Consider the following 26,441-nt stretch of genomic DNA (forward strand, 5'->3'; position numbering starts at 1 on the left):
GTCACAGTTCCCACAGGACCGGCCGCTCGGTTCCAGAAGCGGTCGGGTCCCGCGCTACAGTGAGCGGGGCCGACGACACGTCGGCACCGCGCCCAGCCAGTACCGAAAGGCGACAGCACCTCCATGCCCCTCCTGAGCATCCCGAGCCCGAGCACGGCCTGGCAGTACTTCGACCTCACGGCCTGGCTGCGCGACGTGTTCGGCTGGTCGCTGCCGCTCGACTTCCGCATCCACGCCTACGCGATCTGCATCCTGCTCGGGATCGTCGCGGCCGTCGTGATCGCGAACCGCCGGCTGAACGCCCGCGGCGTCGAGCGGTGGATCATCATCGACATCGCCATCTGGGCGGTGCCGGCGGGCATCATCGGCGGGCGCCTCTTCCACGTCTTCACCCACGTGAGCGACTACTTCGGCCCCGGGCGCGACCCGCTGTCCTTCCTCTACATCTGGGAGGGCGGCCTGGCGATCTTCGGCGCGCTCATCCTCGGCTCGGTCGGCGCCTGGATCGGCTGCCGCCAGGTGGGCCTGCGCTTCACGGCCTTCGTGGACGCCGTCGCCCCGGGCGTCCTGCTCGCCCAGGCCTTCGGCCGCCTCGGCAACTACTTCAACCACGAGCTGTTCGGCATGCCGACCAGCCTCCCGTGGGGGCTCCAGATCGAGTCGTCCAACGCGGCGTACCCGAAGGGCCTGCCGGAGGGCACGCTGTTCCACCCGACGTTCCTCTACGAGATCATCTGGAACGTCCTCGGCGTCGTCGTCATCCTGCTGCTCGACCGCAAGTTCCAGCTGCAGTGGGGGCGCGTCCTGGCCCTGTACCTCATCTGGTACGGCCTCGGTCGGTCCTTCCTCGAGTCGATCCGCGTGGACACGAGCGAGACGTTCTTCGGCATCCGCACCAACGTGTGGGCCGCCTTCGCCGCGATCCTGCTCGGGCTCATCATCTTCGCCGTGCAGTCCCGACGGCACCTCGGCAAGGAGCCGAGCCCGTACCTGCCCGGCCGCGAGCCCGGCTCGAAGTCCGATGTAGACTCGGACGACACCTGGTCGGCGACCGACGACGACGCTCCGGCGGCCGCCGCGAACTCCGATCCGGTCACCACAGCGACCGGCCGCGCATAGGGGGCACCCCTCCTGCGTGACCGGACCGGATCGGGTGGCCGAACCGGATCGGGTGGCCGAACCGGATCGGGTGGCCGAACCGGATCGGATGACCGTCCCGGATCGGCCACGACAGCCGGACAGCCGGACACGACAGCCGGACACACCCTTCTGGAACCGCCACAAGCGGGTCCGACACCACCTCGCACGCCGCCAGGGCACCTCACTGGCGGCGGGCACGGGCACCAGTCCCGCCCGCTCGGGCGGAACGCACCACCGGGCCACCGACGTCCCTGTTCCACTTCCTCGTGAGGACGGTTCCCCATGGCGCTCCAGCCACCCCAGTCCGCAGGCCTCGTGCCGCCGCACCGCCGGTTCTCCGCCGTGCCGGAGGCCACCGGCATGTACGACCCGGCGAACGAGAAGGACGCCTGCGGTCTCGCGATGGTCGCGACGCTCCGCGGCACCGCGGGACACGACATCGTTGACGCCGCCCTCGGCGCCCTGCGCAACCTCGAGCACCGTGGTGCCGTCGGGTCGGACGCGGGCACCGGCGACGGCGCCGGCATCCTCTGCCAGGTCCCCGACGAGTTCTTCCGAGCCGAGGTGCCGTTCGACCTGCCGGCGGCGGGGGAGTACGCCGTGGGCACGGCATACCTCCCGCTCGACGAGGACGACCGGCACGCGGTGAAGGGCGCCGTCGAACGCCTCGCACGCGAAGAGGGCCTGCGGGTCCTCGGGTGGCGGACGGTCCCCGTGCGTCCCGAGGTCCTCGGCACGCTCGCCCGTGCGGCGATGCCGGCGTTCGAGCAGCTCTTCGTCGCGTCGATCCGGCACGACGTGCACGGGGCGTCGTGGAGCGGGATCGCCCTCGACCGGCAGGCCTTCCGGCTCCGCAAGCGCGCGGAGCACGACACCGAGGTCTACTTCATGTCGCTGTCGAGCCGGACCATGGTCTACAAGGGCATGGTCACGACGCTCCAGCTGGAGCCGTTCTACCCCGACCTCAGCGACGAGCGCTTCGCCTCGAAGCTCGCCATCGTGCACTCGCGCTACTCGACGAACACGTTCCCGTCGTGGCCGCTCGCCCAGCCGTTCCGGACGCTCGCGCACAACGGTGAGATCAACACCGTCCGCGGCAACCGGAACTGGATGCGGGCGCGACAGTCCCAGCTGCAGAGCGAGCTCCTCGGCGACATGGCGCCCCTGCTGCCGATCGTGAGCCCCGGAGCGAGCGACTCCGCGTCCTTCGACGAGGTCCTCGAGCTCCTGACGCTGACCGGCCGGTCGCTGCCGCACGCGGTGTCGATGATGGTGCCCGAGGCGTGGGAGAACCAGACCGCGATGGACCCCGAGCTCCGGGCGTTCTACGAGTACCACTCGATGCTCATGGAGCCGTGGGACGGCCCCGCCGCGATCACCTTCACCGACGGGTCGCTCGTCGGTGCCACCCTCGACCGCAACGGACTCCGTCCGGGCCGGTTCCTCGTGACCGACGACGGGCTCATCGTGATGGGCTCCGAGACCGGTGTCATCGACGTGCCAGCGGGCAAGGTCGTCCGCAAGGGGCGCCTGCGTCCGGGTCGGATGTTCATCGTCGACACCGAGGCCGGTCGCATCATCGAGGACGACGAGGTCAAGCGCGAGCTCGCGACGTCCGGTCCGTGGGGCGAGTGGCTCGAGCAGGGCCGCATCAACCTCGGCGACCTGCCCGACCGCGAGCACATCGTGCACACCCCGGCGTCGGTCACCCGACGCCAGCGCGCCTTCGGGTACACCGAGGAAGAGGTGCGGATCCTGCTGCGTCCGATGGCGCAGACCGGTGCCGAACCGCTCGGCGCGATGGGCTCGGACACCCCGATCGCGGTGCTCTCGCAGCGCCCGCGACTGCTCTTCGACTACTTCACGCAGCAGTTCGCGCAGGTGACGAACCCGCCGCTCGACTCCATCCGCGAGCAGGTCATCACGTCGATGGGCATGGGGCTCGGACCGGAGCGCAACCTGCTCGCCGCGGGTCCTGAGCACGCGAAGCAGATCACGCTCGACTTCCCGGTGATCGACAACGACGAGCTCGCGAAGATCCAGCACTTCGAGACGGAGTCCGGTCGCCACCTCACCGTGACGATCAAGGGCCTCTACCGCGTCGACGCCGGCAAGAAGGCGATGCAGAAGCGCATCGCCGCGGTCTGCGACGAGGTCGACGCCGCGATCGAGGCCGGCAAGCAGTTCATCGTGCTGTCCGACCGTGACGGCAACGCCGAACAGGCACCGGTGCCGAGCCTCCTGCTGCTCGCGGCGGTGCACCACCACCTCATCCGCACCGAGCAGCGCATGAAGGTCGGCCTGATCGTCGAGGCCGGCGACGTGCGCGAGGTCCACCACGTCGCGACCCTGATCGGGTACGGCGCCTCGGCGATCAACCCGTACCTCGCCATGGAGACCTGCGAGATCCTCGTCCGCCAGGGCATGATCAGCGGCATCACGCCGGAGCAGGCCGTCAAGAACGTGATCAAGGCGCTCGGCAAGGGCGTCCTGAAGATCATGTCGAAGATGGGCATCTCGACGGTGTCCAGCTACGCGGGCGCCCAGGCGTTCGAGGCGGTCGGCCTCAGCCAGGAGTTCGTCGACCGCTACTTCACCGGCACCTCGTCGATCCTCGGCGGTGTCGGCATCGAGGTCATCGCGAAGGAGAACGCGGAGCGGCACGCCCAGGCGTACCCGCAGGACGGCGCGGTGCTCTCGCACGAGCGCCTGCAGACCGGCGGCGAGTACCAGTGGCGCCGTGAGGGTCCGCCGCACCTCTTCAACCCGGACACCGTCTTCCGCCTGCAGCACGCCACGCGTTCGCGTCGCTACGACATCTTCCGCGAGTACTCGAAGGCGGTCGACGACCAGTCCGAGCAGCTGATGACGCTCCGCGGTCTGTTCCGCTTCAGGGACGGCGCCCGCAAGCCGGTGCCGCTCGACGAGGTCGAGCCGATCGAGTCGATCGTCAAGCGGTTCAACACGGGTGCGATGTCGTACGGCTCCATCTCGAAGGAAGCCCACGAGACGCTCGCGATCGCGATGAACCGTCTCGGTGGGCGTTCGAACACGGGCGAGGGCGGCGAGGATGTCGACCGCCTGCTCGACCCCGAGCGCCGGTCCGCGATCAAGCAGGTCGCCTCGGGACGTTTCGGCGTGACGAGCATGTACCTGACGCACGCGACCGACATCCAGCTGAAGATGGCGCAGGGTGCGAAGCCGGGCGAGGGCGGTCAGCTGCCGCCGACGAAGGTCTACCCGTGGGTCGCCCGCACCCGGCACGCGACTGCCGGTGTCGGCCTCATCTCGCCGCCGCCGCACCACGACATCTACTCGATCGAGGACCTCAAGCAGCTCATCTTCGACGTCAAGCGGGCGAACCCGTCCGCTCGTGTGCACGTGAAGCTCGTGAGCCAGTCGGGCATCGGGGCCGTGGCCGCCGGTGTGACGAAGGCCCTCGCCGACGTCGTGCTCGTCTCCGGGCACGACGGCGGCACCGGTGCGAGCCCGCTCAACTCGCTCAAGCACGCGGGCACTCCATGGGAGATCGGCCTCGCCGAGACGCAGCAGACCCTCATGCTCAACGGCATGCGCGACCGCGTGGTCGTGCAGGTCGACGGGCAGATGAAGACCGGCCGTGACGTCGTCGTGGCGGCGCTGCTCGGTGCCGAGGAGTACGGCTTCGCCACCGCGCCGCTCGTGGTCGAGGGGTGCATCCTGATGCGCGTCTGTCACCTGGACACGTGCCCGGTGGGCGTCGCGACGCAGAACCCGGAGCTCCGCAAGCGCTTCTCGGGCAAGCCCGAGTTCGTCGTGAACTTCTTCGAGTTCATCGCGCAGGAGGTCCGTGAGCTCCTCGCCGAGCTCGGTTTCCGCACCCTCGAGGAGGCGATCGGCCGGGCCGACGCCCTCGACGTCGACCGCGCGGTCGAGCACTGGAAGGCGTCCGGCCTCGACCTCGCGCCGGTCCTCAAGGGACCGCGTTTCGAGGCGGACGAGCCGCGTCGGCACCACCGCGAGCAGGACCACGAGCTCGAGAAGCACTTCGACGTGCAGCTCATCCAGCAGACCTCGGACGTCCTCGAGCACGGCGGGACGATCACGCTCGACCTGCCGATCCGGAACACGGAGCGGGCGGTCGGCACGATGCTCGGGCACGAGGTGACCCTGCGCCACGGTGAGAACGGCCTGCCGTCGGGGTCGATCGACGTGACCCTCCGCGGCTCCGCCGGGCAGTCGCTCGGCGCGTTCCTGCCGGCGGGCATCACGCTGCGGCTCATCGGCGACAGCAACGACTACGTCGGCAAGGGCCTCTCCGGCGGCGAGATCGTCGTGCGCCCCGACGCCGGCTCCGGGTTCGACCCGGCGCAGAACGTCATCGCCGGCAACGTCATCGGCTACGGTGCGACCCAGGGCAGCATGTTCATCCGCGGCATCGTGGGCGAGCGGTTCCTGGTGCGCAACTCCGGCGCCACCGCGGTCGTCGAGGGCGTGGGCGACCACGCGCTCGAGTACATGACCGGCGGCCTCGCGCTCATCCTCGGCGAGACCGGCCGCAACCTCGGTGCCGGCATGTCCGGTGGCACGGCGTACGTCCGCGGCCTGCGGCAGGAGAACGTCAACACGGACTCCCTCGCGTCCGGCGAACTCCGCCTCGAGCCGCTCGACAGCGCCGACGTCGAGATCGTCACCGACCTCCTCACCCGCCACGCGGCGGAGACCGGGTCGACGCTCGCGACGGAGCTGCTCGAGTCCGGTGACCTGAGCGACTTCGTCAAGGTGCTGCCGCGTGACTACGCGGCGGTGCTCGAAACCCGACAGCAGGCCGTCGACGAGGGGCTCGACCCCGATGGCGACGTCGTCTGGAACAGGATCCTGGAGGTGACTGGTGGCTGACCCCAAGGGCTTCCTCAAGGTGCAGGAGCGCGAGCTCCCGCCTCGTCGACCCGTACCCGTGCGGCTCATGGACTGGAAAGAGGTCTACGAGCAGCAGGAATCGGGTGCGCTGAAACGCCAGGCCGGCCGCTGCATGGACTGCGGCGTCCCGTTCTGCCACCAGGGCTGCCCGCTCGGCAACCTCATCCCGGAGTGGAACGACCTCACCTGGCGCGGTGAGGGCCGGCAGGCGATCGAGCGGCTGCACGCGACGAACAACTTCCCGGAGTTCACGGGTCGGCTCTGCCCGGCGCCGTGCGAGGCGTCCTGCGTGCTCGGAATCAACCAGCCGCCGGTGACGATCAAGCAGGTCGAGGTCTCGATCATCGACCAGGCGTTCCAGAACGGCTGGGTCACCCCGCACCCGCCGGAGCGTCTGACCGGCAAGACCGTCGCCGTCGTGGGCTCGGGCCCGGCCGGGCTCGCTGCCGCGCAGCAGCTCACCCGTGCCGGGCACACCGTCGCGGTGTACGAGCGCGACGACCGCATCGGGGGCCTGCTCCGCTACGGCATCCCGGACTTCAAGATGGAGAAGCGTCAGATCGACGCGCGACTCGCCCAGATGCAGGCCGAGGGCACCCGGTTCCGTGCCGGTGTCGAGATCGGCCGCGACATCACGTGGGACGACCTGAAGTCCCGGTACGACGCGGTCGTCGTCGCGACCGGTGCCACGGTCCCGCGTGACCTGCCGATCCCGGGGCGCGACCTCGAGGGCGTGCACTTCGCGATGGACTACCTCGTCCAGCAGAACAAGGCGAACGCCGGCACCCGGGTCGACAACCAGCTGACGGCCGAGGGCAAGCACGTCATCGTCATCGGCGGTGGCGACACGGGTGCGGACTGCATCGGGACCGCGCACCGTCAGGGCGCGCTCAGCGTGACGAACCTGGCGATCGGCAAGCAGCCGCCGCTGGAGCGTCCCGCGGATCAGCCGTGGCCGATGTTCCCGACGGTGTTCGAGGTCACGAGCGCCCACGAAGAGGGCGGCGAGCGGCACTACCTCGCATCGACCGTCGAGTTCCTGGCGAACGAGGCCGGCGAGGTCCGTGCCCTCCGCGTCGCCGAGACCGAGTACCTCGACGGCCGCCGGGTCCCGAAGGCCGGTACCGAGCGCGAGATCCCCGCGGACCTCGTCCTCATCGCCATGGGCTTCACCGGGCCGGAGACCGACACGCTCGAGCCGCAGCTCGGTCTGCCGACCACCGTGTCCGGCGCCGTGTCGCGACAGGCCGACTACACGACCAACGAGCCCGGCGTGTTCGTCGCCGGGGACGCCGGTCGTGGGCAGTCGCTGATCGTCTGGGCGATCGCCGAGGGCCGTGCGGCCGCGGCGAAGGTCGACGAGTACCTCGAGGGCTCGACGATCCTGCCCGCGCCGGTCAAGGCGACCGACCGGGCCATCTCCATCTGATGCTCACCGACCAGTGAGCAGGAGGCCACCAGCACTCGATAGGGTGCTGGTGGCCTCGCTTCGTTCCGCGCGGCCCCACAGCGCGGAAACCCAAGCACCATCCACCACCACGAAGGAATCCATTGAGACGCGCAAAGATCGTTTCGACGCTCGGACCGGCAACGTCGGAGTACGAGACCGTCAAGGAGATCATCGAAGCGGGCGTCGACGTCGCCCGACTCAACCTCAGCCACGGTGACTACAGCGTCCACGAGGCCAACTACCAGAACGTCCGTCGTGCCGCCGAGGAGCTCGGCAAGCCGGTGGCGATCCTCGTCGACCTGCAGGGTCCGAAGATCCGCCTGGCGAAGTTCGCCGACGGCCCGCACGAGCTCGCCGTCGGTGACGTCTTCACGATCACGACCGAGGACGTCCCCGGCTCGAAGGAGATCTGCGGCACGACGTTCAAGGGCCTCCCGCAGGACGTCAAGCCCGGCGACCCGCTGCTCATCGACGACGGCCGCGTCCGGCTGCGCGTGCTCGACACCGACGGTGTCCGGGTCCGCACCGAGGTCGTCGTCGGCGGCACCGTGTCGAACAACAAGGGCATCAACCTGCCGGGCGTCGCAGTCAACGTCCCCGCGCTGAGCGAGAAGGACGAGGCGGACCTCCGCTGGGGCATCCGCCAGGGTGCCGACCTCATCGCGCTCTCGTTCGTCCGGAACGCCTCGGACGTCGTCCGTGCGCACGAGATCATGGACGAGGAGGGCAAGCGCCTCCCCGTCATCGCGAAGATCGAGAAGCCGCAGGCCGTCGACGCGCTCGAGGAGATCATCGACGCCTTCGACAGCATCATGGTCGCCCGTGGTGACCTCGGCGTCGAGCTCCCGCTCGAGGCGGTCCCGATCGTGCAGAAGCGCGCGGTCGAGCTCGCACGCCGGATGGCGAAGCCGGTCATCGTCGCGACCCAGATGCTCGAGTCGATGATCTCGTCGCCGATCCCGACCCGCGCCGAGACGTCCGACGTCGCGAACGCCGTCCTCGACGGTGCCGACGCGGTCATGCTCTCCGGTGAGACGAGCGTCGGTGAGTACCCGGTGCAGACCGTCCGCACGATGGCCCGCATCGTCGAGTCGACCGAGGACCACGGCCTCGAGCGCATCGCTCCGCTCGGCACGAAGCCGCGCACCCTCGGTGGCGCGATCACCCTCGCCGCCGTCGAGATCGCGGAGTTCACCGAGGCCTCGTACCTCTGCGTCTTCACCGAGTCCGGCGACTCGGCCCGCCGCATGTCGCGTCTGCGCCACGGCCTGCCGATCATCGCCTTCACCCCGAACGAGGCGACCCGCCGCCGGATGGCGCTCACCTGGGGTGTGCGCTCGTTCCTGGTGGAGCGGAAGACCCACACCGACGAGCTCTTCTCGCTGGTGGACGACGTCCTGCTCGAGAACGGCCTCGCCTCGCCCGGCGACCGGGTCATCGTGACGGCCGGGTCCCCTCCCGGCATCGAGGGCTCGACGAACGACCTCCGGGTGCACCGCGTCGGCGACGCGCACGCGCAGGCCGCTCCGGCCTACGCCCGCGACTGACACGAGCGTCCGACGTCCGACAGGGCGCGGACTGGAGGCACGGCGCACCCCGCGCACGTCGCCTCCGGTCCGCGCCCTGTCGCGTTCGCGGGCACGTGGTGCGCCGACCGGACCCGGTCACCACGTGCCCTGGTGGTGACCCGAGGTCGCCCGGGGACGGCAAGATGGGTGGTGTGAGCCTCCAGACCGGATCCACGGCGCCGCGCGCCGACGTGCGCCGCTGGCGTCGCTACCTCGCCGACGAACGTGCCGAAGCTGCGGTGTACCGGAACCTCGCGTCGCGGCGTGACGGCGAGGAACGCGCGATCCTGTCCGCGCTGGCCGAGGCCGAGGGTCGGCACGAGCAGCACTGGCTCGACCTGCTCGGCGACGACGTCGGCCGGCCGCAGCGGGGAAGCCTGCGGACCCGGGTGCTCGCCACGCTGGCGAAGCGCTTCGGGTCGGTGTTCGTGCTGGCGCTCATGCAGCGTGCGGAGGACCGCTCGCCGTACGCCGACGACGCCGACGCGACCGCGCGGATGGCCGCTGACGAACGGATCCACGGCGAGGTCGTCCGGGGGCTCGCGAACCGCGGTCGGATGCGGCTGTCGGGGACGTTCCGCGCCGCGGTGTTCGGCGCGAACGACGGTCTCGTGTCGAACCTCGCGCTCATCATCGGCATCAGCGCCTCGGGTGCGGACCGCCACTTCGTGCTGTTGAGCGGGATCGCGGGGCTCCTCGCGGGCGCGCTGTCGATGGGTGCGGGGGAGTACGTGTCCGTCCGGTCCCAGCGTGAACTGCTGACCGCGTCGGCGCCGCACCCCGAGGCCGGTCGCGCCGTCGCCGACCTCGACGTCGACGCGAACGAACTCGCGCTGGTGTACCGGGCGCGTGGCATGACCGAGGCGGAGGCGCAGGCCCACGCCGACGAGGTCCTCGGCGGGACGGCGGTGACGAGCACCGCGCCGGTCGACGACCACGAGGCCGTCGGCAACGGCATGAGCGCAGCGATCTCGAGCTTCTGCTTCTTCGCCTCCGGGGCGATCATCCCGGTGCTGCCGTACCTGTTCGGACTCGAGGGCTGGGCGGCGATCGCGGTCGCGGCGGTCCTGGTCGGCATCGCGCTGCTGGGCACCGGGGCCGTGGTCGGTGTGCTGAGCGGGGCGTCGCCGCTCCGCCGGGCGCTGCGGCAGCTCGCGATCGGCTTCGGGGCGGCGGCCGTGACCTACGGGCTCGGCCTGCTGTTCGGCACGGGGAGCGCCTAGCTAGCGGCGGACGGCTGCGCGCGGGGGGAGCAGCAGGAGTGCTGCGGCACCGACGACGATGAGCGCGATGCCGGAGAACACCATGAACACCGTGAGCGCGAGCCCGGGCGCGACGAGGACCATGACGCCACCGAGGATCGACAGCACGCCGCTGACGATCGTCGGGATCCGCGAGGAGCCCGGGTGCCCGACGAACCCGCCGACGAGCGACGCGATGCCCTCGACGATGAACCCGATGCCCGCGAGCACGGCGTAGACGACGAGCGGCACCGCGGGGTCGATCAGGGTGACGAGTCCGGCGATCCCGACCAGGGCGCCGACGATGCCCGACGTCCACCGCCACACCGGGGGCGTGCCGTGGCCACGGACGGCCGCGAACACCCGGAGCGCTCCGGCGACGACGAGGTAGACGCCGAAGAGCAGTGCGACGACGACGAGCGACGGGCGGGGCCAGACGATGGCCACGACCCCGAGCACGATCGCCACGACCGCGGTGACCACGACGAAGACCCGGAACGTCCGGACGGCACGAGAATCCACGAGCACTCCTCCCTGTCAGAACTGCTCGTCTCGACGCTACCGCGCATCCGGCCGTCCTTCCCGAATCACCGATCCGCTGATATATTTGATATGTGCAGCAGCAGATTTCAGTTTCGTCCCGGCCGGCCAGGAACGAACTCGCGTTCCTCGACGGCCTCCGCGGTGTCCTCGTGCTCCTCGTCGTGTTCGGGCACGCTGCGGGCGTCGGTCGCATCGGTCAGCTCGAGGCCGACATCCCGTGGCTCCCACCGATCATGAGCGCGGCCCAGATCCGTGTGCCGGTCTTCGTGGTGCTCTCGGGGTACTCGTTGATGATCGCGGTCTCGCTGGCGCGCCGAGCGGTGCTGCGGGGCGGACTGCGCGGCCACGTGGTCCGGCGGACCCGACGCCTGGTCCCGCCGTACCTCGTCGCCCTCGCGCTCACGCTCCTCCTGATCGCGGCCGTGCCGGCGATCCGCGCGGACGAGGTCTCGTGGTGGTCGAACCACCTCCCGCTGACCTGGCAGTCCGTCGTCACGCACGCCCTGCTCATCCACAACCTCTGGCCGGAGACGATCTTCTCGCTCGTCGGCCCGTGGTGGAGCCTCGGCGTGGAGTGGCAGCTCGGCCTGCTCATGCCGCTCGTGCTGGTGGCGTGGCGCCGAGTGGATCCTGCACTGGTCGTCGGGGCGATGTTCGCGCTGTCGGCGCTGTCGAGCGTGACCGGGGTGCTGAAGTGGTCGGCTCCGTTCTCGTTCGGGTTGTTCGGCCTCGGGATGTACATCGCGTGGATCACGCACGGTTCCGCCGAACAGCTCAGTGCGCGTCGTCACCGACTCGTCCGGCTGGCGTTCGCCCGCCCCGGCTGGCTCGTCGCGGCGTCCCTCCTGCTCTTCGCCGGCGCGGTGGCCGTCGGGCTCACCTCGTCGCTCGGGCTGGTGTCGGCGCCGATCGACGCGGTCCAGTGGATCCTGTCGGGCACCGGCGGCGCCGTGCTCATCGCCGTGCTGACCAACAGGGAGGTCGAGGGCTCCGACACCCGGGCGACCGCGCGGCTCCGGAGGGTCTTCACGCCGCGGTTGCTCCGGCGCATCGGGCTGGTCTCGTACAGCGCGTACCTCATCCACCGTCCGATCCTCGCCCTGGTCGACCTCCTCTACGTCGCCTGGGACACCCCGACCGTGGTGGCGCTGGCGCTGCAGTGGGGCGTGGTGGTCCCCGCGGTCTTCCTGATCTCGGTGGGGTTCGCCTGGCTGTTCGAACGGCCCTTCATGAACAGCCACCAGCGATCCCAACTGTCCGAACTCCACCCCCGACGGTTGTTCGCGCTTCGTCCTCGCCTGGCGTGACCACGCGCAACCGGATGCAACGTGCGCGGACGTAGCGTTCGGGACAGGCGCGGACCCAGCGCCCCGACAGAGTCGTCGAAAGGTGTCCACCATGACCATCGCACCGTCGCCCACCAGCTACGCCGCACCCGGTGAGGAGGGCTCGCTCGTCTCGTTCCGTTCCCGGTACGACCACTTCATCGGCGGCGAGTACGTGCCGCCCACCGGCGGCCAGTACTTCGAGAACCCGACCCCCGTCACCGGCAAGACCTTCTGCGAGATCGCCCGCGGGGACTCGCGGGACGTCGACCGCGCGGTCGAGGCGGCCTGGAAGGCGTTCCCGGCGTGGGGGAAGACCAGCGTGGCCGAACGCGCGGGCATCCTCAACAAGATCGCCGACCGGATGGAGCAGAACCTCGAGATGCTCGCCGTCGCGGAGACGTGGGAGAACGGCAAGCCCATCCGCGAGACGATCGGCGCGGACGTCCCGCTCGCCGTCGACCACTTCCGCTACTTCGCGGGGGCGATCCGCGCGCAGGAGGGCTCGACGGGGGAGATCGACCACGACACGGTCGCGTACCACTTCCACGAACCCCTCGGTGTGGTCGCGCAGATCATCCCGTGGAACTTCCCGATCCTGATGGCGGTCTGGAAGCTCGCACCGGCCCTCGCCGCGGGCAACTGCGTCGTGCTGAAGCCGGCGGAGCAGACGCCGGCGTCGATCCACGTGCTCATCGAGCTCATCCAGGACCTCCTGCCCGCCGGCGTCCTCAACGTCGTGAACGGCTTCGGTTTCGAGGTCGGCGCGCCCCTCGCGCAGCACCCGGACGTGCGGAAGGTCGCCTTCACCGGGGAGACCACCACCGGCCGGCTGATCATGCAGTACGCGTCCCAGAACCTCATCCCGGTGACCCTGGAGCTCGGCGGGAAGAGCCCGAACGTCTTCTTCGCCGACGTCGCCCAGGAGAAGGACGCGTTCTACGACAAGGCGCTCGAGGGGTTCGCGTTCTTCAACCTCAACCAGGGCGAGGTCTGCACGTGTCCGTCCCGGGCGCTCGTCGCGAAGGAGATCTACGACGGATTCGTCGCCGACGGTCTCGACCGTGTCCGTGCGGTCAAGCAGGGGCACCCGCTCGACCTGTCGACGATGATCGGCGCGCAGGCCTCGAACGACCAGCTCGAGAAGATCCTGAGCTACATCGACATCGGCAAGCAGGAGGGTGCGAAGCTCCTGACGGGCGGCGAACGGGCCGACCTCGGCGGTGAGCTGTCCGGCGGGTACTACGTCACGCCGACCGTGTTCGAGGGCGACAACTCGATGCGGATCTTCCAGGAGGAGATCTTCGGCCCGGTCCTCGCCCTGACCAGCTTCAGTGGCTACGACGACGCCATCACGATCGCGAACGACACGCTCTACGGGCTCGGTGCGGGCGTCTGGAGCCGCGAGGCGACCACGCTCTACCGCGCCGGACGGGACATCCAGGCCGGTCGCGTGTGGGAGAACACCTACCACCAGTACCCCGCGGGTGCGGCGTTCGGCGGGTACAAGCAGTCCGGGGTCGGGCGCGAGAACCACAAGATGATGCTCGACCACTACCAGCAGACGAAGAACCTGCTCGTGTCCTACGCCGAGGGCCCGATGGGGTTCTTCTGATGCCGCACGACGCTCCGCGCGCCACGACGGGCACCGCCCGCGTGGCGGTGACGCCGGCGGCGGGGGAGCTCCTGCGCTCCCTCGCCGCCCGGCACGGTCCGCTGATGTTCCACCAGTCGGGCGGCTGCTGCGACGGCTCCAGCCCGATGTGCTACCCGGTCGGCATGTTCACCACAGGCTCGGGCGACGTGCTCCTCGGCGCGCTCGAGGTGGACGGGATCGACCCCGTCGAGGTCTACATGTCGAAGTCCCAGTTCGAGTACTGGAAGTACACCCACCTCACGATCGACGTCGTGGACGGTCGCGGCGGTGGCTTCTCGCTCGAGGTCCCGGAGGGCAAACGGTTCCTCACCCGGTCGCGGATGCTCGACGACGGCGAGCTCGCGGATCTCGGTCTGGTCCCGGTCGCGCGCCGGACGTAGGCTGACGGCGACGACCGCGACGGCGCGGCCGACCACCCCGACGCGACGGTGCGGCGGGTGACCCGGACGGAGGACGCATGCGTGGTCCCGGGTCGCTCCGCCCGCTCGTCGCAGCGTCCTGGCGGCGGTCGGCCCGCGTCGACCCGGACGGGCTCCCGTGCCTCGCGCTCGACGACGACCAGCTCGACGCCGCCCGGCGCGACGGTCCGCTCGCGGTCCTGCTCCCCGTCGTCCGTCGGCTGCTCCTCGACGAGACCCGCTCGGCCGACTGCGTGGTCGCGGTCGGGGACGCAGACGGGCGCCTGGTCTGGGTCGACGGGGCCCGGCGTGCCCGCCGTGCCGCCGAGGACATGGGCTTCGTCCCCGGAGCCGACTGGGCCGAGGAGCACGTCGGCACGAGTGCGCCCGGCACCGCGCTGCGCATCGACCGGCCGGTCCAGATCCGGTCCGAGGAGCACTACGCGAACGCCGTGAAGCCGTGGTCCTGCAGCGCCGTCCCCGTGCACGACCGCGCCGGCCGGGTGGTCGGCGTGCTCGACGTCACCGGCGACGACCGTGCGGTCGACCGGCACACGATGCCGCTCCTCACCGCGACCGTCGCCGCCGCCGAAGCCGAGATCGCCCTCGCCGCCTTGTGGCCCGCCCCCACGGCGACGCGGAACCACGAGGGAGCCGAGCTGCACCTCCTCGGCGCGGACATCGCCACGCTCCGCACCGGCGTCCGGGCCGTCCCCCTGTCGGCGCGGCACTCGGAGATCCTCGCGGTCCTCGCCACGAACCCGGCGGGGCTCCCCGCGGACGACCTGGCGGCAGCCGTCTACGGCGACCCGGGCGCGGTCGTCACGCTCCGTGCCGAGATCGTCCGCCTCCGGCGCGTGCTCGCGGCAGCCGCGCCGGACGTGACCCTGACGTCCCGGCCGTACCGCGTCGGAGGAGTGCGCACCGACGTCGACACGGTGCTGTCCGCGCTCGACCGCGGTGCGCGCCTCCAGGCTGTCGACCGGTACGCCGGACCGGTCCTGCCGGGGTCCGCGGCGCCGGGCGTGGACGCGCTCCGCGACCTGGTGCGCGGCCGGTTCCGCGAGGCGGTCGTCGCCGACGGCGGCGTCGACGCGCTCCTCGCGTGGGCGCGGACGCCGGACGGCGCGGAGGACCCACGGGTGCTCCGGGCGCTGCTCGCGGCGTTGCCGCGGCGGTCGCCGCGCCGAGCCGGTCTCGTGGCGGCGATCGAGGTGCTCGAGGGTCGGTGACGTGGTCCGGCGGGGGCCTGGAGGCACGGGGCGGGCTGGTACTGTTGGCCTCCTCGCGAGTGTGGTGGAATCGGCAGACACGGGGCACTCAAAATGCTCTGCCTCACGGCGTGCGGGTTCAAGTCCCGCCACTCGTACAAGGACCGCTCACGGCGTGCGGGACACTCTCTGCGGCGATCGACGAACTCTGACGTGGTCGACGTCCGTCGTCTAGTAGGCTGCATGTCGTGAGTGACACAGAAGCAACTGCAACAGCACCCCGTCGCGTCGTCGTCGCCGAGGACGAGTCGCTCATCCGCCTCGACATCGTGGAGATCCTCCGCGACAACGGGTTCGACGTCGTCGGTGAAGCGGGTGACGGTGAGACCGCCGTCCAGCTCGCGACGGACCTCCGCCCCGACCTCGTCGTGATGGACGTCAAGATGCCCCAGCTCGACGGCATCTCCGCGGCCGAGAAGCTCTCCAAGAACCACATCGCTCCGGTGGTCCTCCTCACGGCGTTCAGCCAGAAGGACCTCGTCGAGCGCGCGACCGAGGCAGGCGCCCTCGCCTACGTCGTCAAGCCGTTCACGCCGAACGACCTGCTGCCCGCGATCGAGATCGCCCTCTCGCGCCACCAGCAGATCATCACGCTCGAAGCCGAGGTCGCCGACCTCGTCGAGCGCTTCGAGACCCGCAAGCTCGTCGACCGGGCCAAGGGCCTGCTCAACGAGAAGATGGGCCTCACCGAGCCCGAGGCGTTCCGCTGGATCCAGAAGGCCTCGATGGACCGCCGGCTCACCATGCACGACGTCGCCAAGGCGATCATCGAGCAGCTCAGCGCCAAGAAGTAGTCGCTCACCGACGCTCCCACGACGCCGCCTCCCCACCGGGGAGGCGGCGTCGCTGTGTGCCCGGCCGACCACCTGGCAGGCTGGGGCCCGTGAACGACGTGGTGATCCGTGCCTCCAGGCCCGACGACATGCCCGCGGTGGCCGACCTGCGCTGGCGGTGGAGCGTCGACGAGGGCGGTGCGACGCCCGGGACGACGCAGGAGTCCTACCGGCGGGCGATGACCGCCTTCGCCGCTGAGCACCCGGACACGCACCGGTGCGTCGTTGCGGAACGCGACGGACGGGTGCTCGGGATGGCGTGGCTCGGACTGGTCGGCCGGCCGCCGACGCCGGACCGGCCCGGGCGTCGACTGACGGCCGACGTCCAGACCGTGTACGTCCACCCGGACCTGCGTGGCCAGGGTGTCGCGAAGCGGCTCGTCACCGCGCTGCTCGACGCTGCCGACGAGCTCGGAGTGGAGCGGACGTCGGTGCACTCGAGCGTCGAGGGCGAGACCCTCTACCGGCGGCTCGGGTTCGGCGACGCCCGACTGCTGCTGCAGCGGCCGCCGGAGGACTGAGCGCGGAGTGCGTCTCAGCCGCGCTTCGGCAGCTCCTGCAGCGTCCAGGCGTTCTCGTCCGGGTCGGTGAAGAAGACGAAGCGGCCCCAGGCCATCTCGTCGACCCCGACGGCGTGCACCCCGAGGCCCTGCAGGTGGGCGAGCGCCTGATCGGCGTCCGGTACGACGACCTGGATCGACTTCAGCGAGCCGGGTGCGACGTCGGGCGACATGATGCCCTGGCCGAACGCGATCGAACAGGCGGAACCGGGTGGGGTGGCCTGGACGAATCGGACCTCGTCCGAGACGCGCTGGTCGTGGTCGATGGTGAAGCCGATGCGCTCGTAGAACTCGCGGGACCGGTCGACGTCGCTGACCGGCACCATGACGAGCTCGATCCTCCAGTCGGTGATGGACATGGTCACTCCTTCGTGACGGCGCGGTGCCCGATCGGCGCGGTGGTGCGCCGGTGTCAGCGGGCTTCGCGGATCATGTTCGTGATGCGCACGGTGGAGCAGCGCCGCCCCTGCTCGTCGGTGAGGACGATCTCGTGCGTGGTGAGCGTGTTGCCGAGGTGCAGCGCCGTGCAGGTGCCGGTGACCAGGCCGCTCGTGGCGCTCCGTGAGTGGGAGGCGTTCAGCTCGATGCCGACGGCGTAGCGGCCGGGACCGGCGTGGACGGTGGCCGCCATCGACCCGAGGCTCTCGGCGAGGACGACGAACGCGCCGCCGTGCAGGAGGCCGATCGGCTGGCGGTTGCCCTCGACCGGGATGGTGCCGACGGCCCGCTCCGCGGAGAGCTCGGTGATGACCATGCCCATTTTCTCGGCCAGCTCGCCCATGCCGCGTTCGGCGAGCTTCGCGATGCCCTCCGGCGAGCCGGTCGGAGCGGACCCGGTGAGCGTCTGTTCGTCGGTCACGTCGGCGGCCTTTCGCGCTGGTCAGGCCTGTCGGGGGCCCTCGGTAGGCTGTCCGGGTGTCGGACTCCGCAAAGCCTACCCTCATGGTCATCGACGGCCACTCGCTCGCCTTCCGGGCCTTCTACGCGCTGCCGGTCGACAGCTTCGTGAACCGCGACGGGCAGCACACGAACGCCATCCACGGGTTCATCTCGATGCTGCTCATGCTGCTGCAGCGCGAGAAGCCGACCCACCTCGCGGTCGCGTTCGACATCTCCCGGTTCTCGTTCCGCACGCGCGAGTACGAGGACTACAAGGGCACCCGTTCCGAGACCCCGGCCGAGTTCAAGGGGCAGATCCCGCTCCTGCAGCAGGCGCTCGAGGCGATGGGCATCACGACCGTCACGAAAGAGGACTACGAGGCCGACGACATCCTCGCCACCTTCGCCCGGCAGGGCGCGGAGCAGGGGTACCAGGTCTACGTCGTGTCGGGCGACCGTGACTCGATCCAGCTCGTCAACGACGACGTGACGCTGCTCTACCCGTCGGTCCGCGGCGTCTCCGAACTCACCCGCTACGACCGCGACAAGGTCTACGAGCGCTACGGCATCGAACCGCACCAGTACCCCGACATCGCCGCGCTCGTCGGCGAGACCAGCGACAACCTGATCGGCATCGACAAGGTCGGCGAGAAGACCGCGGTGAAGTGGATCACGGCGTACGGGTCGCTCGACGGCGTGCTCGAGCACGCCGACGAGATCAAGGGCGTCGTCGGCAACAACCTCCGTGAGCAGAAGGACCGGGCGATCCGGAACCGGAAGCTCAACCGGCTCGTCAACGACGTCGAGCTCCCCGTCGGTCCGGCCGACGTCGCACTCCGTCCGATCGACGAGAACGCGGTGCGCGAGCTCTTCGCGAAGCTGCAGTTCCGCACGCTGCTCGACCGGGTGTTCAAGGTCGCGGGCAACGGTGAACCGTCCGAGGCGACCGAGACCACCGGGTCGATCGACAGCGGTGCGCCGACCCCGCCGCCCGTCAAGACGCTCATCGACGAGGAGCTCGGGTACTGGCTCGAGCGCCGGAACGCGTCCGAGGCGGCGAACGGCTACGGGGTCGCGGTCGAGGTCATCGACGGGCGCCTCAGCACGATCGGCATCGCCACCCACGACGATGCCGTCCTGGTGCCCGGTGGAAGCGGCGCGAAGGACTACGAGCAGCTCGCCGCCTGGTTCGCCTCCGACGCCCCGAAGCACTTCCACGACGCCAAGGCCGCGATCAAGGCCCTCGCGACCGTCGGCTTCGAGGTGAACGGCATCGCCGGCGACGCCCGCATCATGGGGTGGCTCGCCCAGCCCGGCAAGCAGGGGCAGCCGCTCAGCGACCTCGTCTACCAGGAGCTCGGCGAAGAGCTGCCCACCGGCGACCCGAACCAGCTCGTCCCGGAGACCGACCCGGTGAACGTCGGCGTGCACGCGTGGTTCACGCTGCGCGTCACCACGGCCCTCCGTGCCCGCATCGACGCGTCCTCGCTGCAGGTGCTCGACGACATCGAGCTGCCGCTCGTGCCGGTGCTCGCCGGCATGGAGACGATCGGCGTCGGCATCGACCGTCCGGTGCTCACCGGACTGTCGCACGACCTCGGCGAGCGGGCGGCGGAGCTCGCGCAGCAGGCCTTCGCCGAGATCGGGCACGATGTGAACCTCGGCTCGCCGAAGCAGCTGCAAGAGGTCCTCTTCACCGAGCTCGCGATGCCGAAGACCCGGAAGACGAAGACCGGCTTCTCGACCGACGCCGCCAGCCTCGCCGACCTGCAGGACCAGCACCCGCACCCGTTCCTCGGCTTGCTGCTGCAGCACCGTGACGCCACGAAGCTCCGGCAGATCGTCGACACCCTCGACGCCTCGGTCGTCGACGGGCGCATCCACACCCGCTACGAGCAGACCGGCACGAGCACCGGGCGCATCTCGTCGACCGACCCGAACCTGCAGAACATCCCGGTGAAGACGGCTGAAGGGCGTCGGATCCGGTCGGCGTTCGCGGTCGCCGAGCCGTTCACCACGCTCGTCACCGCCGACTACTCGCAGATCGAGATGCGGATCATGGCGCACCTCTCCGGCGATCCCGGCCTCATCCAGGCCTTCAACGAGGGCGAGGACCTGCACCGTTTCGTCGGGTCGCGCGTGTTCTCGGTCGAGCCGGCCGACGTCACGCCCGAGATGCGCACCAAGGTGAAGGCGATGTCGTACGGCCTCGCGTACGGCCTCAGCCCGTTCGGACTCTCGAAGCAGCTGCGCATCGAGCAGTCCGAGGCCCGCACGCTGATGAACGAGTACTTCGCCCGGTTCGGGGCCGTCCGCGACTACCTCCGCGGGGTCGTCGAGCAGGCGCGCGAGGACGGCTACACCGAGACGATCTTCGGTCGTCGTCGTCCGTTCCCGGACCTCAAGAGCCCGAACCGCGTGCTGCGTGAGAACGCCGAGCGCGCTGCTCTGAACGCGCCGATCCAGGGGTCCGCGGCGGACATCATGAAGATCGCGATGCTCGGCGTGGCCGCCGACCTCCGCGACGGCGGGCTCGGGTCGCACCTGCTGCTCCAGGTGCACGACGAGCTCATCCTCGAGGTCGCTCCCGGTGAGCAGGACCGGGTCGAGGAGATCCTCCGCACCCGGATGGGCGCCGCGGCCGAGCTGAGTGTGCCGCTCGACGTGTCCGTCGGCGTCGGCCCGAACTGGGAAATCGCCGCGCACTGACGCACGTGGCGTGACGGACCGGGGGCGTGCCTCCAGGCCGTCACGCCGGTGCGTCGGGTCCGGACGTGCGCCGGTCAGGCGGACGGGACCGCGATGACGCCGAACAGCTCGCCCTGCGCTCCGAGCACGAGTGCCGATCGTCCGAAGGGGCTGTCGGACGGCCCCATCAGGACGCTTCCGCCGTGGTCGACGACGGCTGCCACGGTGGCGTCGGTGTCCGCAGTGCCGAACCAGGTCACCCAGTACCCGGGACCGCCGCCGGGGAGGCCTGTCGGCGGTGTGAAGACACCGGCGACCGGGTCCGCGTCCCATCCGTCGCCCCGCAGCTTCGCGATCGCGTAGGGCTCAGCCGCATCACCGACGACGTCGAAGCCGTACCCGAACACGGCCGTGTAGAACGCCTTCGCCGCCTCTGCGTCGGCGGTGTGGGTCTCGTTCCAGCACGCGGCGCCCGGCTCGTTCACTCGTCCGTACCCGGTGTGGCCACGCCCCTGCCAGAGGCCGAACACGACGCCCGTCGGATCCGCGGCGATGCCCATCCGCCCCGCGTCCAGCACGTCGAACGGAGCCGCCAGAACCGAGCCGCCGGCGGCGGTGACGGCCGCTGCGGTCGCGTCGGCGTCGGCCGTGGCGAGGTGCACCGTCCAGGCCGTCGGCTGGTCGTCGCCCATCCTCGGACCGACCGCGGCGACGGGTCGCCCGGCGAGCATCCCCATCGAGTAGCCGCCGGCTTCGGGTGGGCCGTCAAGGAACTCCCAGCCGAACACCCCGGCGTAGAACGTGCGGGCCGCCGCGACGTCGCCGACACCGAGGTCGGACCAGCACGGCGACCCCGGAGCGAAGACACCCTCGTGTTCGGACATGTGTCCCACCTTCCGCTCGATAGTGTCGTGAGCATGACCGAAGACCGTCCCGTCCGCCAGCCCTCCGCCGTCGACCGGGTCGCCGAGGACTGGGTGACCACCCTCGTCGACCTCGACCCCACCATCGCCACGTACATCGGCGTCCCGGGGCGCACGGGAGAGTACGGCGACACCTCGCCCGCCGGCGCCGCCGCGATGGCCGCTGCTGCCCGCGCCGCCAAGCAGGCGCTCGACGCCGCCGAGCCCGTCGACTCGGTTGACCGGGTCACCAAGACCGACCTCGGCGCCGAGCTCGACCTGGTGCAGGAGTCCTTCGACCGGAAGCTGCACCTGCGCGACCTCAACGTCATCGCCAGCCCGGCGCAGGCCGTCCGCGAGGTCCTCGACCTCATGCCGACCGGCACCGAATCGGACTGGCACGACATCGCCAGCCGTCTGCACGCGCTGCCCGAGGCGCTCGAAGGCATCCGCGAGACCCTCCTCGAGGGCACGCGTGAGGACGTCACCCCGGCGAAGCGCCAGGTCGCCCTCATCGCCGAGCAGGCCGCTCGGAACGGGGCCGAGGACGGCGTCTTCCGCCAGCTCGCCGACGGCGCATCGCTCGACGGCGGCGCGCCGGTGCCGGACGCGCTCCGCGCCGAGCTCGGGCGCGGGGCCGAGGTGGCCGCTGCGGCGTACCGCTCGTTCGGCCAGTTCCTCGAGCACGAACTGCTGCCGCTCGCCACCCCGGTCGACGCCGTCGGACGAGAGGCGTACGAGCTGCACTCCCGCCGGTTCCTCGGCGCGGTCGTCGACCTCGACGAGACGTACCAGTGGGGCATCGAGGAGCTCGCCCGGATGCGCGAGGAGCAGGAGCGCATCGCCGACCGCATCGAGTCCGGCGCGAGCGTCGCCCGTGCCATCGAGGTGCTCGACACCGACCCGGCGCGGGTCCTGCACGGCACCGATGCCCTGCAGCGGTGGATGCAGGAGACGAGCGACGAGTCGATCCGCGCGATGGACGGCAAGTACTTCGACATCGCCGACCCGATCAAGCGCCTGGAGTGCCGGATCGCCCCCACGCAGGAGGGCGGGATCTACTACACCGGTCCGTCCGACGACTTCTCCCGCGCGGGCCGCATGTGGTGGTCCGTGCCGCAGGGCGTCACCGAGTTCGGCACCTGGCGCGAGAAGACGACGGTCTACCACGAGGGCGTCCCGGGACACCACCTGCAGATCAGCCAGGGCGTCTACAACCGCGGCGAACTGAACACGTGGCGTCGCCAGCTCTCCGGGTCGTCCGGTCACGTCGAGGGCTGGGCGCTGTACGCCGAGCGCCTGATGGAGCAGCTCGGGTTCCTCGACGACGACGGCGACCGGCTCGGCATGCTCGACGGGCAGCGGATGCGCGCCGCCCGCGTGGTCCTCGACATCGGCGTCCACCTGCAGAAGACGAACCCCGACGGCGGTGCGTGGACGTGGGAGTACGCCCTCGACTTCATGCGCCAGAACGTCAACATGTCCGACGCGTTCGTCCAGTTCGAGGTGGCCCGGTACTTCGGGTGGCCCGGACAGGCGCCGTCGTACAAGGTCGGGCAGCGCGTCTGGGAGTCCATCCGCGACGAGGTGGCCGCGCGTGAGGGCGCGTCCTTCGACCTCAAGGCGTTCCACCACCGGGCGCTCGCCCTCGGCAGCATCGGTCTCGACACCCTGCGGAGCGCGCTGCTCGACTGAGTCTGCGCGTCCCCGGCCGGGCGGCGACACGCCCGGCCGGCCCGGTTGTGGGCGTTCGCCCGCTCCGGTTAGACTTGTGCGGCGCAATCCGCGCCACACAACCATCCGCCACGGCGGCACGCCCGGGGGTTCGACCCTGGTGCCGCCACGGCCCGACTCATGTCCGTTCGGAGCAATCTCTACATGACAACCACTACGACCAAGGCTCCTAAGCAGGTCGCCATCAACGACATCGGTTCGGCTGATGACTTCCTGGCCGAGGTCGAGAAGACCCTGAAGTTCTTCAACGACGGTGATCTCATCTCCGGCACCGTCGTGAAGATCGACCGCGACGAGGTCCTCCTCGACGTCGGTTACAAGACCGAGGGTGTCATCCCCTCGCGCGAGCTCTCGATCAAGCACGACGTCGACCCCAACGAGGTCGTCGAGGTCGGCGACGAGGTCGAGGCCCTGGTTCTCCAGAAGGAGGACAAGGAAGGCCGCCTCATCCTGTCGAAGAAGCGCGCGCAGTACGAGCGTGCGTGGGGCGACGTCGAGAAGATCAAGGAGTCCGACGGCGTCGTGACCGGCACGGTCATCGAGGTCGTCAAGGGCGGCCTGATCGTCGACATCGGTCTCCGCGGCTTCCTCCCGGCTTCGCTCATCGAGCTGCGTCGCGTCCGCGACCTCACGCCGTACCTCGGCCAGGAGCTCGAGGCGAAGATCCTGGAGCTCGACAAGAACCGCAACAACGTCGTCCTCTCGCGTCGTGCGCTGCTCGAGCAGACGCAGTCCGAGTCGCGGACCACGTTCCTCAACAACCTCCACAAGGGCCAGGTCCGCAAGGGCATCGTGTCGTCGATCGTCAACTTCGGTGCGTTCGTCGACCTCGGCGGCGTCGACGGTCTCGTCCACGTCTCCGAGCTCAGCTGGAAGCACATCGAGCACGCCAGCGAGGTCGTCGAGGTCGGTCAGGAAGTCACCGTCGAGATCCTCGAGGTGGACCTGGACCGCGAGCGCGTGTCGCTCTCGCTCAAGGCCACGCAGGAGGACCCGTGGCAGGTCTTCGCCCGCACCCACGCGATCGGCCAGATCGCACCGGGCAAGGTCACGAAGCTCGTCCCGTTCGGTGCCTTCGTCCGCGTTGCCGACGGCATCGAGGGTCTCGTGCACATCTCGGAGCTCTCGAACAAGCACGTCGAGCTCGCCGAGCAGGTCGTGTCGGTCAACGACGAGGTCTTCGTCAAGATCATCGACATCGACCTCGACCGTCGCCGCATCTCGCTCAGCCTCAAGCAGGCGAACGAGGGCGTGGACCCGGAGAGCACCGAGTTCGACCCGGCGCTCTACGGCATGCCGACCGAGTACGACGACAAGGGTGACTACAAGTACCCCGAGGGCTTCGACCCGGAGACGAACGAGTGGCTCGAGGGCTACGACACCCAGCGCGAGGAGTGGGAAGGTCAGTACGCTGCCGCCCAGGCCCGCTGGGAGGCCCACAAGGCGCAGGTCGCGAAGACCATCGCCGACGAGGCGCAGGGTGGCTTCGACCTCCCGGCCAGCGCCTCGACCTCGGCGTCGTTCACGAGCGAGGCGAGCGGTCAGGGCACCCTGGCCGACGACGCATCGCTCGCGGCGCTCCGCGAGAAGCTCAGCTCGACCAACTGATCGAGCGGCTCGTCCGTCCCGGAAGCCCGGCATCCCTGAGAAGGGGTGCCGGGCTTCCGGCCGTTCGGGCAGACTCGCTCGCTACGCTGGTGACCGTGCGGATCATCGGACTCACGGGCGGCATCGCCGCGGGCAAGTCGACCGTCTCCGGTCGCTGGGCGGAGCACGGGGCGGTCATCGTCGACGCCGATCGGCTCGCACGGGACGCGGTCGCTCCCGGCAGCCCGGGTCTGGCCCAGGTTGCGGAGCGGTTCGGCCCCGGCGTGATCGCGGCGGACGGTTCGCTCGACCGGCCCGCGCTCGGAGCGATCGTGTTCTCCGACGAGGCCGCGCGGAAGGACCTCGAGGGCATCACCCACCCCGAGGTCTGGCGTCTCGCCCAGCTCGCGTTCGACGCGGCCGAGGCAGCCGATCCCGACGCCGTCGTCGTGTACGACGTGCCGCTGCTCGCCGAGGCCCGCGGCAGCCGACCCCTGCGGTTCGACGCGGTCGTAGTGGTGGACGCCCCCGCGGCGCAGCGCATCGAACGCCTCGTCGAGCACCGGGGGATGCCCCGTGACGAGGCCGAGCGTCGCGTGGCCGCACAGGCCAGCGACGCCGAACGACTCGCCCTGGCCGACCACGTCGTGGACGCCACGGGCACCCTCGACGCCACGCTCCGTTCGGCCGACGCGGTCTGGGAGCGCATCGGTCGATGAAGCACCGGGTGCTCCTCGTCCTCGCCGCCGTCCTCCTGGTCGCCATCGGCGCCGCGTCGCTCGTCGCGGCGAACGTCCTCGGCGGTCAGCGGGTGGAGCAGCACGGGCGCGTGGCCGCGGCGGACCGTCCGCACGGTGACGAGCACGGTCCCGAGGGGGAGTTCCACCGGTTCCGGCTCGGCACGATCAACGGCCAACGACTCGAACCGAACCGCGACGACTTCGCCGCGCGGACCAACGCCGACGGACCGCTGCTGCTGTTCCTGCCGGCGACCCGCGCGAAACCCGCCGACTACCAGCTGTTCCTCGGGACGGCGCTGCAGGACGGGTACCACGTGCTCGGGCTCGACTACTGGAACCTCGGCAAGACCCTCTCCGGCACGTGCGAGGCCGATCCGCACTGCTACGGCCAGGTGCAGCGGAACCGGTTCGACGGCAGCCGTCCGTCTGCCTACAGCGCGGTGCGACCAACGGGGTCGATCGTGTCCCGGTTCCGCGACGCGATCGGCTACCTCGAGGACCACGACCCCGACGGCGGGTGGGGACGGTTCGTCCGGGGCGACGACGACATCGCGTGGAACGACATCGTGGTGGCCGGGCACTCCCAGGGCGGCGGCGAAGCGGCGTACATCGCCCACATCCGATCGGTGCAGGGAGCGCTGATGTTCTCGTCGCCCGTGGAGTCCCTCGGCGCCGAGCACGCCGCGTGGATGGACCGCCCGGGCAGGACGCCCGTCGCCCGGATGTACGCGATCGACGACGTCCGCGACGTGTTCGGCCCGCGGATCCGGGGGTCGTGGCGCGTCCTCGGGCTCGACGGCCCGAGTGGTGCGTTCCGTACCGACACCGCCCCACCGGGCACCGACGCCGACCCGCACGCGATCCTCACCGACATCCGCGTCGGGTCCCCGGGGGAGTCGCACTCGCGGATCATCAAGGACTCGACGCCCCTCGGTCCGGACGGCACACCCCGGATGCTCCCGCTGTGGCAGTGGCTGCTCCACCGGTTCTCCTCGGAACGGACATAGGAACCCGCAATACTCTGAG

General features: G+C 70.4%; 20 protein-coding genes and 1 tRNA gene. 17 read left to right on the forward strand and 4 right to left on the reverse strand.

From position 1 onward, the window contains the following. Nucleotides 1–123: 123 nt before the first annotated feature. From lgt to BLT36_RS14715, 5 genes are all read left to right on the forward strand, one after another. On the forward strand, nt 124–1,119 hold the full coding sequence (lgt, locus tag BLT36_RS14695; RefSeq protein ID WP_092096251.1) for a prolipoprotein diacylglyceryl transferase: 996 nt from the start codon (nt 124–126) through the stop codon (nt 1,117–1,119). Between the two features lie 381 nt (nt 1,120–1,500). Further along, on the forward strand, nt 1,501–6,018 hold the full coding sequence (gltB, locus tag BLT36_RS14700; protein ID WP_175529684.1) for a glutamate synthase large subunit: 4,518 nt from the start codon (nt 1,501–1,503) through the stop codon (nt 6,016–6,018). Continuing rightward, on the forward strand, nt 6,011–7,468 hold the full coding sequence (locus tag BLT36_RS14705) for a glutamate synthase subunit beta (protein WP_092096254.1): 1,458 nt from the start codon (nt 6,011–6,013) through the stop codon (nt 7,466–7,468). Before gltB ends, BLT36_RS14705 begins: the two co-directional genes overlap by 8 nt. A 122-nt stretch (nt 7,469–7,590) precedes the next feature. Beyond that, complete coding sequence (gene pyk, locus BLT36_RS14710; RefSeq protein WP_092096255.1) at nt 7,591–9,036, forward strand: pyruvate kinase; 1,446 nt, start codon at nt 7,591–7,593, stop codon at nt 9,034–9,036. Between the two features lie 164 nt (nt 9,037–9,200). Then, nucleotides 9,201–10,280, forward strand: coding sequence for a VIT1/CCC1 transporter family protein (locus BLT36_RS14715; protein WP_092096257.1), 1,080 nt, complete (start codon nt 9,201–9,203; stop codon nt 10,278–10,280). On the opposite strand, the gene BLT36_RS14720 is transcribed toward BLT36_RS14715, so the two are convergent. Further along, nucleotides 10,281–10,820 (reverse strand): HdeD family acid-resistance protein, encoded by a 540-nt coding sequence (locus tag BLT36_RS14720; RefSeq protein WP_175529661.1) that lies wholly within the window; start codon nt 10,818–10,820, stop codon nt 10,281–10,283. Between the two features lie 92 nt (nt 10,821–10,912). On the opposite strand from BLT36_RS14720, the gene BLT36_RS14725 reads away from it, so the two are divergent. The 7 genes from BLT36_RS14725 (at nt 10,913) to BLT36_RS14755 (ending at nt 16,846) form a co-directional block, all read left to right on the forward strand. Next, complete coding sequence (locus BLT36_RS14725) at nt 10,913–12,148, forward strand: acyltransferase family protein (RefSeq protein ID WP_092096260.1); 1,236 nt, start codon at nt 10,913–10,915, stop codon at nt 12,146–12,148. Nucleotides 12,149–12,239: 91 nt separating this feature from the next. Then, nucleotides 12,240–13,781, forward strand: a complete 1,542-nt coding sequence (locus BLT36_RS14730; protein WP_092096261.1) for an acetaldehyde dehydrogenase ExaC — start codon at nt 12,240–12,242, stop codon at nt 13,779–13,781. Next, nucleotides 13,781–14,203, forward strand: coding sequence for a DUF779 domain-containing protein (locus tag BLT36_RS14735; RefSeq protein WP_092096263.1), 423 nt, complete (start codon nt 13,781–13,783; stop codon nt 14,201–14,203). The genes BLT36_RS14730 and BLT36_RS14735 overlap by 1 nt, the downstream gene beginning before the upstream one ends. A 77-nt stretch (nt 14,204–14,280) precedes the next feature. Then, a complete protein-coding gene (locus BLT36_RS14740; protein ID WP_092096264.1) occupies nt 14,281–15,453 on the forward strand; it encodes a GAF domain-containing protein in 1,173 nt (390 codons plus the stop codon). Between the two features lie 55 nt (nt 15,454–15,508). After that, nucleotides 15,509–15,590: transfer RNA gene (locus tag BLT36_RS14745), tRNA-Leu, on the forward strand. A gap of 90 nt (nt 15,591–15,680) precedes the next feature. After that, nucleotides 15,681–16,286 carry an ANTAR domain-containing response regulator gene (locus BLT36_RS14750; RefSeq protein ID WP_022905562.1) on the forward strand — a complete coding sequence of 202 codons (606 nt, stop codon included), beginning with the start codon at nt 15,681–15,683 and terminating at the stop codon, nt 16,284–16,286. Nucleotides 16,287–16,375: 89 nt separating this feature from the next. Continuing rightward, a complete protein-coding gene (locus tag BLT36_RS14755) occupies nt 16,376–16,846 on the forward strand; it encodes a GNAT family N-acetyltransferase (RefSeq protein WP_092096266.1) in 471 nt (156 codons plus the stop codon). 14 nt (nt 16,847–16,860) lie between these two features. Here BLT36_RS14755 and BLT36_RS14760 read toward each other — a convergent pair whose 3' ends face one another. Beyond that, nucleotides 16,861–17,244, reverse strand: coding sequence for a VOC family protein (locus tag BLT36_RS14760; RefSeq protein ID WP_092096268.1), 384 nt, complete (start codon nt 17,242–17,244; stop codon nt 16,861–16,863). A gap of 53 nt (nt 17,245–17,297) precedes the next feature. Further along, nucleotides 17,298–17,666, reverse strand: a complete 369-nt coding sequence (locus tag BLT36_RS14765) for a hotdog fold thioesterase (RefSeq protein ID WP_092096544.1) — start codon at nt 17,664–17,666, stop codon at nt 17,298–17,300. Between the two features lie 134 nt (nt 17,667–17,800). Between BLT36_RS14765 and polA the strand changes: the two genes are divergently transcribed. Then, a complete protein-coding gene (gene polA, locus BLT36_RS14770) occupies nt 17,801–20,473 on the forward strand; it encodes a DNA polymerase I (RefSeq protein ID WP_092096269.1) in 2,673 nt (890 codons plus the stop codon). Between the two features lie 74 nt (nt 20,474–20,547). On the opposite strand, the gene BLT36_RS14775 is transcribed toward polA, so the two are convergent. Continuing rightward, nucleotides 20,548–21,336: a VOC family protein gene (locus BLT36_RS14775; protein WP_092096271.1), complete on the reverse strand. Its 789-nt coding sequence runs from the start codon at nt 21,334–21,336 to the stop codon at nt 20,548–20,550. 33 nt (nt 21,337–21,369) lie between these two features. Here BLT36_RS14775 and BLT36_RS14780 point away from each other — a divergent pair, with 33 nt between their 5' ends. The 4 genes from BLT36_RS14780 (at nt 21,370) to BLT36_RS18825 (ending at nt 26,422) form a co-directional block, all read left to right on the forward strand. Continuing rightward, nucleotides 21,370–23,049, forward strand: a complete 1,680-nt coding sequence (locus BLT36_RS14780) for a DUF885 domain-containing protein (protein WP_092096546.1) — start codon at nt 21,370–21,372, stop codon at nt 23,047–23,049. 183 nt (nt 23,050–23,232) lie between these two features. Further along, nucleotides 23,233–24,696 carry a 30S ribosomal protein S1 gene (rpsA, locus tag BLT36_RS14785; protein ID WP_092096272.1) on the forward strand — a complete coding sequence of 488 codons (1,464 nt, stop codon included), beginning with the start codon at nt 23,233–23,235 and terminating at the stop codon, nt 24,694–24,696. A 95-nt stretch (nt 24,697–24,791) separates the two neighbouring features. Continuing rightward, nucleotides 24,792–25,394 carry a dephospho-CoA kinase gene (gene coaE, locus BLT36_RS14790; RefSeq protein WP_092096547.1) on the forward strand — a complete coding sequence of 201 codons (603 nt, stop codon included), beginning with the start codon at nt 24,792–24,794 and terminating at the stop codon, nt 25,392–25,394. Beyond that, nucleotides 25,391–26,422, forward strand: a complete 1,032-nt coding sequence (locus BLT36_RS18825) for a BPSS1187 family protein (protein ID WP_175529662.1) — start codon at nt 25,391–25,393, stop codon at nt 26,420–26,422. Before coaE ends, BLT36_RS18825 begins: the two co-directional genes overlap by 4 nt. The last annotated feature ends 19 nt before the right edge of the window (nt 26,423–26,441 follow it).

The sequence above is a fragment of the Curtobacterium sp. UNCCL20 genome, assembly GCF_900101675.1.
GTDB lineage: Bacteria > Actinomycetota > Actinomycetes > Actinomycetales > Microbacteriaceae > Curtobacterium.